General features: G+C 53.4%; 6 protein-coding genes. All 6 read right to left on the bottom strand.

Annotated features, from left to right (window positions below):
* Window positions 1-77: 77 nt before the first annotated feature.
* The 6 genes from Q1K23_RS06855 to Q1K23_RS06880 are packed head-to-tail and all read right to left on the bottom strand — an operon-like array spanning window position 78 to window position 6229.
* Window positions 78-1514, bottom strand: a complete 1437-nt coding sequence (locus tag Q1K23_RS06855) for a hypothetical protein (RefSeq protein WP_300363403.1) — start codon at window positions 1512-1514, stop codon at window positions 78-80.
* On the bottom strand, window positions 1504-3144 hold the full coding sequence (locus tag Q1K23_RS06860; RefSeq protein ID WP_300363404.1) for a VWA domain-containing protein: 1641 nt from the start codon (window positions 3142-3144) through the stop codon (window positions 1504-1506). Before Q1K23_RS06860 ends, Q1K23_RS06855 begins: the two co-directional genes overlap by 11 nt.
* A 1-nt stretch (window position 3145) precedes the next feature.
* The gene (locus Q1K23_RS06865) at window positions 3146-4048 is read right to left on the bottom strand and encodes a VWA domain-containing protein (protein WP_300363405.1); all 903 of its coding nucleotides are present in this window, start codon (window positions 4046-4048) and stop codon (window positions 3146-3148) included.
* Window positions 4038-4439, bottom strand: coding sequence for a hypothetical protein (locus Q1K23_RS06870; protein WP_300363406.1), 402 nt, complete (start codon window positions 4437-4439; stop codon window positions 4038-4040). The genes Q1K23_RS06865 and Q1K23_RS06870 overlap by 11 nt, the downstream gene beginning before the upstream one ends.
* Window positions 4436-5272 carry a DUF58 domain-containing protein gene (locus Q1K23_RS06875; RefSeq protein ID WP_300363407.1) on the bottom strand — a complete coding sequence of 279 codons (837 nt, stop codon included), beginning with the start codon at window positions 5270-5272 and terminating at the stop codon, window positions 4436-4438. The genes Q1K23_RS06870 and Q1K23_RS06875 overlap by 4 nt, the downstream gene beginning before the upstream one ends.
* 9 nt (window positions 5273-5281) lie before the next feature.
* Window positions 5282-6229, bottom strand: a complete 948-nt coding sequence (locus Q1K23_RS06880; protein WP_300363408.1) for a MoxR family ATPase — start codon at window positions 6227-6229, stop codon at window positions 5282-5284.
* Window positions 6230-6363: the final 134 nt, after the last annotated feature.

Consider the following 6363-nt stretch of genomic DNA (forward strand, 5'->3'; position numbering starts at 1 on the left):
TCAACACTCAACACTCAACACTCAACACTCAACACTCAACACTCAACACTCAATTCTCAATTCTCAATTCTCAATTCTCAATTCTCAATTCTCAATTTCTCGATCAACCTTTCAAACGCTTTTCTGTCCACTTTCACCGCCTTGCCTTCGAAGATCGAGGCATAGAGGTTTTCCGCCATCTGGGCAGCCTCTTTTGACTCTGCGATGTAGGGCATCAGCCGCTGCAGCATCTGTGATTCGCTCCCTGCTGCGGGGATCTTTCGCTCTTTTCTCTTTCTCTTCCGATCCATCAGCCAAAGGGTCAGATACATCACCCCCATACCCAGCCCAAAAGCCGCCGCGAGATTCAGGTAGATCCAGACCATACTCTCCTCCCTCTTCTTTTGTGTCACTCCATTTCCGGAGGCCTTCTCACCCCGGGGCTTCCCACCCACGATTTCGACGGAAACCGGAGCGCTTCTGGATATCTCCGTCACACCTTTTTGGGGGTTGAAAAAGCGCAGCTCCATCGACGGGATCGTGAAGGACCGGTCCGCCACCAGGACGTACTTTTTGACCCATCTGCCTCGGTAGACACCTTGAAGATAGCGCTGTTCGATTTTCGGTTCCTCTTCGTAGACCGTCACACCCTCGATCCGCAGGGGAGGCAGATCGAAATCCTCTATATTTCCCTCCGCCTCCACACTTACCGTCAGTGTCACAGGCCGGCCGGCTTCGGCCCGTAAAGGTTCGACACGGGTTTCGATTTTGAAATTTCCTACGAGTTTGACGCCTTCGGGCAGAGGATCGACATGAAGTGTCACCGGTTTTGAAACCACCGAAAACCATTGAGGCCGCCGGACGACATACCCGAACGCATCCCGCATCTTCTTCGCCATGGCGATCTTCACTTCGGCGGGCCCGATCGTCAGATCACCGGCGATCTGGGGGAAAAAGAGAAAACGCTCTTCGATGACACGCTCCTCTTTTCGGCGATACTCCTTCCGGCCCACGATCCGTTTGACCCAGAAATTTTCGTACTTGATCGGAACGAAATCGACATTCATGACCGGTACGTCGATTTTCTGGACAAACCGCACCGTCACCTCCACGGGTTCTCCTACCCTGGCCTTCTCCTTTTCCGTCTCCAGAAAGAGACGAAAATCCCGATCCTCCCCTTTCGATCTCTCCTGCACTTCCAGAAGCAGAGGAGGTGTCCGCTCCTCTTTGCCATCGACGATCACATCGTATGAGGGGATCGTCACATTTTCCTCGGGTGTAAAGGTATAATACGCGACCCACTTGGTCACGCTCCGGTTCCCATCCAGCCGTTCCAGCCGCTGCATCCCTTCCCGTGTCACATTGTAGTCGCCGATCGTACGGATTTTCGGAAAGATGGCACTCTCTCCTTCCGCTTCGATGGAAAACTCGACCGATTCTCCCCTTCTGACAGGATTCTCGTCGACGACGAGTTTCACGCTTCCCGTCATTATGGAGAAGATACAAAAAAGAAGTATCGCCACTCTACCAGGCATCGACACGTTTTCCCTCCCTGGGCTTCGTCAGCGGATAGAGTTTCGCACGCATCGGCTGTTTCTGGATCAACCGCATCCACTTCTCCTCTTCCGACCGGCTCATCTGACGGTTTTTCATTCTGTTCTCCCTCGAACCCGGCTGGGTGCTCTTCTCTTTCGATGGAGCACCTTCTCCCTGGCCTTTGCTCTTTTGCCTCTTCTCTTCTCCCCCGCCTTTGCGCTCCTGCCTCTTTTTCCGCTCACGGGCTTCCAATGCCTTCAGCACCAGCTCCAGATTGTAGCGGACATCGGGGTCTTCATGAATCCTGAGAGCTTTGCGGTATAGCTCCACCGCCTTTTCCAGCTCCCCGAGCCTGACATGGCAGTTGGCCAGATTGTAGAGTTTCTCCCACTCGATGTAGGGATCGGAGGTCACGACATTCCCATAGGCCCAGCATGCACGCCTGTAGCGTCCGCTTTTGTAGTAGCTGTTTCCAAGATCGAGCCATGCCTCCGCCTTGTCCGAAGCCAGTGCCACTTTCTCGAACGCTTCGGAAGCTCTCTTGTACTCCCCTTTTTTGTAGGCTTCGACACCCTTTTCGATCGTGACAAAATCCAGCAGCCCCGCATATCCTTGCTGCGGAACCGTACTCAGTATCGCCATAAACGCCGCGAGAGCGGCTCTCTTTCCGATTCCGCCCCCCATCGAATAGAGTGCGAAAGGAAGAATCAACAGAGCCACGATCAGAGGATAGTAGAAGAGTTCGATCCTGTGATGCACGATCTTTTCGTAGGAGGTGGCATCTTTGGAGAGCTTCTCCAGAAACTCTCCGATGCGTCTTTCATCCTCCTGGGAGAGAGTCGCGGGCACGTAGATCCCTCCGGTCGCTTCGGCCAGCTTCGAGAGTGCTGTATTGGCCCGGCTCATGACGATCTCATCGGGTTTTCTCTTCGATACGACGTCGTCCAGAGGGACGGGTGCCCCCTTTTCGGAGGCGACCATCCAGACGATGACTCGCAGACCGTAACGCTTGGCCAGCCCCACCAGCGTCTCCATATCCTGCTCTTCCCCTCCGTCCGTCACGATCATCAGGGTTCGATGATCACTCTTTTTCAAAACCTTCGCCGCCCCTTCTATCGCGGCCGACAGATCGGTCCCTTCGGCGGTGATCGTTTCTGGCCGGAGCCTTCGAAGCAGAAAGACGAGACTCTCACGATCGGTCGTCAGAGGTGCGACGATGAAAGATGCGGAAGTGAATCCGATCATTCCGATCCGACCGACATGCAGGGTCGGAACGATCTCTTCGAGTTTCTGCTTCGCGAACGCCAGACGGTTCGGGTAGAAATCGGAAGCCCTCATCGAACGCGACAGATCCAGCGCGACGACCAGGTCGACCCCTCTGCTTTGTACCCGCTCCTCTCCCTGTTCGATGACGGGCCTCGCCAAAGCGATCGTCATGAAGAAAAAAGCGGCGAAGATCAGGGTGTTGTGCCCCGTCCGTCCCAGGGCATCCCCGCTGATTCGAAGCCGATCGAGGGTTTGGGCACTGAAAACCCTCTCCACCACATCCTTGTTGGTTGTGATCAGATAGATCAGAAGCCCCGCCGGCAGTAGCATCATATAGATGAATTCGGGATAGAGAAAGGTCATCCTACGCCACCTCGCTGCGATTGAGAAAAAAGAGGTAAAAGAGCAGCGACATCGCCGCGACGAAGAGCGGATAGCTGTAGAGGTAGGTCGTCTCGGTGACAGGCTGCTGTTTCACTTCGGAGGGTTCGAGCCGATCGATTTCGGCATAGACCTTTTCGAGCGTTTTCGGATCGGAAGCGGAAAAGAACCTCCCGCCGGTGGCATCCGCCAGAGATTTCAGCAGAACCGGATCGTAATCGTGGGATCGGCCGATACCGATCGTATAGAGTCGGATACCATACTGTTTCAGAAGTTTTCTGGCCACCTGCAGAGGGATCTTCCCCGCCGTGTTTCGTCCATCCGTCAGAAGAACGGCCACCTTCGTCTTGGCGTCCGAATCTTTCAGCAGACGCGCCGCCATCGCCAGTGCGTCGTAGATCGCCGTCTTTTCGCCAGCCATTCCCACTTCGAGATAGGGCACCATGGCCGCGACCAGTTCATGATCGAACGTGACCGGCGAGGCGATATAGGCATACTCCCCGAAGACGATCAGTCCCAGACGATCGTTTTTCCGTTTTTCGATAAAGTTTTTCAGAACCTTTTTGAGGGTTTCGAACTTGTTTTCGCTCTCTATCAGGGAAAACCCTTCATCCATGGAGCGGCTGGCATCCACGATCAGAACCATGTCCCGTCCCATGGCGGTGGAAGGCGTGAACTCTTTCGTCATCACCGGAGACGCCAGTGCCAGAATCAATCCGCTCCACGCCATCCATTTGAAAGCCTGAAGCAGCGACGTGCTTTTCGCATGCCGGACGATATTGTCGATATGGGGAAAATAGAGAAGCTCCAGCCTGAGCGGACATTTTCGCTCGCAGAAAAGAAAGAGTAGAAAAAGCGTCAAAACCCACGGATACTCAAAGTGCATCGTGTGACATCTCGATAAAAAGTTTCATGAACCTTTTGACCTCCTCGTCCAAAGGAGGCACCTCTTTTTTGTACTTGTAACGCTCCAGCTTCGGTATCAACTGCTCCAGAATCTCCTGCCTTCGTTTGTCTTCCGCCAGAAGTCTTCCATATTTCGTCATCAGATAGGCCGCCTTCTTGGGCTGATCGAAATCGATCGCATCCAGCTGTTTGAGCCACTGGATCCGCGGATCTGCCTTGCGATGTTTTACCCACCATTTCCACAGAAAATAGACCAGGACTCCCGCCACGAGAAGAACCACCGTCACCAGACCGAAAAAGAGATAGATCGATATGTCCGGAATCGGAAGAAGCGGTTTGATATCGCGTATCGGAAGCTCCTGAGGATTCATACTCTCCCTCCAAAGAGTCTGACAAGTTTTCCGAAGGGATCTTCATCCGTATAGACCTTGACGAAGCGGATGCGATGTTTGTGGAGATGGTGATAGAGTCTCTTGTCGCTGGCTATAATCTGGGCTCTGTATTTCGCCACGCTGCGCTCACCGAAATGGGTCTGTAGTGTCGCACCCGTCTCGGGATCCACCAGATGTACCTGCCCCAGAGGGCTGGGATGCTCCTCAAACCGATCACGCACGATCACGGCGATCACTTCGTGGCGCTTGCTGAGCAGTGCAAGATCCACCTCGGAGAGAAAATCTCCCACGACAAAAAGCACACTTCTGCGTTTGATGCGGCGAAAAAGACGGCGAAGTCCCTCTTCGTAATCGACTTTCCGTCCCAACACGGAGAGCGAATCCACCGATTCAACGAAACGGTTGATACCGAAGATCCGTTTGGTCGGACGATCCACCTTTTCACCGCCTTCCGTCAAGACAACCCCGGTGAAGAGATCTCCGTTTTTTACGGCCGAATACCCAAGAATGGCCGCGATCTCGGCGACAACCTCCTGCTTGATACGATGGGTACCGAAAAAGAGACTGCCTCCCATCATACAGGCGGCGACGACACTCAGTTCTCTCTCTTCATGGAAAAGCTTGACATAGGGCTTTTGCAGTTTTGCCGTGATGGTCCAGTCGATCTTCCGGATATCGTCTCCCACCTGATATTCGCGAAGTTCGCTGAAATCGTACCCCTCTCCATGAAACAGGGAGGGGTTGTTGCCGATCATCTCCGAAAAGACCTGCCGTCTGGTCTTGATCAGCAGTGTCCTGAGCCGTTTTTTCACCGAAAACCTTTAGGGTATCGCCACGGTCTCGAGTACTTTGTCGATCACGAGATCGGCACTCACCTCTTCCGCTTCCGCTTCGTAACTCAATATGATCCGGTGACGCAGCACCTCTTTGGCCACATAGGCGATATCCACAGGAGAAACAAAATCCTTTCCCCTCAGATAGGCCTGGGCGCGGCTCGCCTTGTACAGATCGATGGACGCCCGTGGACTGGCACCGTACATGATCCACTTTTCTATACTCTCCAATCCATACTTTTTCGGCTCTCTTGTCGCAAAAACCAGATCGATGATATATCTCTCCACCTCTTCGTCGATGTGGATAGCCTTCACCTCTTCCTTCATCGTGAAGATATCCTCTTTGGAGGCAACTTCCTGGACATCTCCCAGGGCATTGTTCGCGACACGCCTGGCAATCTCCAGCTCCTCTTCAGGCGTGTTGTATCCGACAACGAGTTTCATCATGAAACGGTCGAGCTGTGCTTCGGGAAGATTGTAGGCACCCTCCTGCTCCACGGGATTCTGTGTCGCCATGACCAGAAACGGAGGGTCGATCTTGAAACTCTCCTCACCGATGGTCACCTGACGCTCCTGCATCACCTCCAGAAGTGCCGACTGGACCTTGGCCGGCGCGCGGTTGATCTCGTCGGCAAGCAGCAGATTGGTAAAAACCGGGCCGTGTTTGATCCTGAACGTGTTGTTCTTCGGATCGTAAATCTCTGCACCGATAATGTCGCTGGGCAGAAGGTCGGGGGTGAACTGAACCCTTTTGAATTGGAGCCCCAGCGCTTTGGAAAGGGCATTGACCGTCGTCGTCTTGGCAAGACCCGGCACACCTTCCAGAAGGATATGCCCGTCACAAGCCAGACCTATAAGAAGACCGTCGATCATCTTGTCCTGACCGACAACGACCTTTTTTATCTCTTTTCGTATCCTGTCGATAGTCATTCCCATACCCGCTCCATGAAATAGTATGGGAGATTGTATCGATAAATAGCTTGCAAATCTGTATAATCACACGTTTAGTACAGAATTGAGTGCTGAGTGCTGAGTGCTGAGTGCTGAGTGCTGAGTGCTGAGTGCTGAGT

The sequence above is a fragment of the Hydrogenimonas sp. genome, from assembly GCF_029933015.1.
Classification (GTDB): domain Bacteria; phylum Campylobacterota; class Campylobacteria; order Campylobacterales; family Hydrogenimonadaceae; genus Hydrogenimonas.

Excerpts from the sequence above, each read along its gene's own strand:
- Q1K23_RS06865 (WP_300363405.1), bottom strand. The coding sequence starts at position 4,048 with ATGCACTTTGAGTATCCGTGGGTTTTGACGCTTTTTCTACTCTTTCTT.
- Q1K23_RS06855 (WP_300363403.1), bottom strand. The coding sequence starts at position 1,514 with ATGCCTGGTAGAGTGGCGATACTTCTTTTTTGTATCTTCTCCATAATG.
- Q1K23_RS06880 (WP_300363408.1), bottom strand. The coding sequence starts at position 6,229 with ATGGGAATGACTATCGACAGGATACGAAAAGAGATAAAAAAGGTCGTT.
- Q1K23_RS06860 (WP_300363404.1), bottom strand. The coding sequence starts at position 3,144 with ATGACCTTTCTCTATCCCGAATTCATCTATATGATGCTACTGCCGGCG.
- Q1K23_RS06870 (WP_300363406.1), bottom strand. The coding sequence starts at position 4,439 with ATGAATCCTCAGGAGCTTCCGATACGCGATATCAAACCGCTTCTTCCG.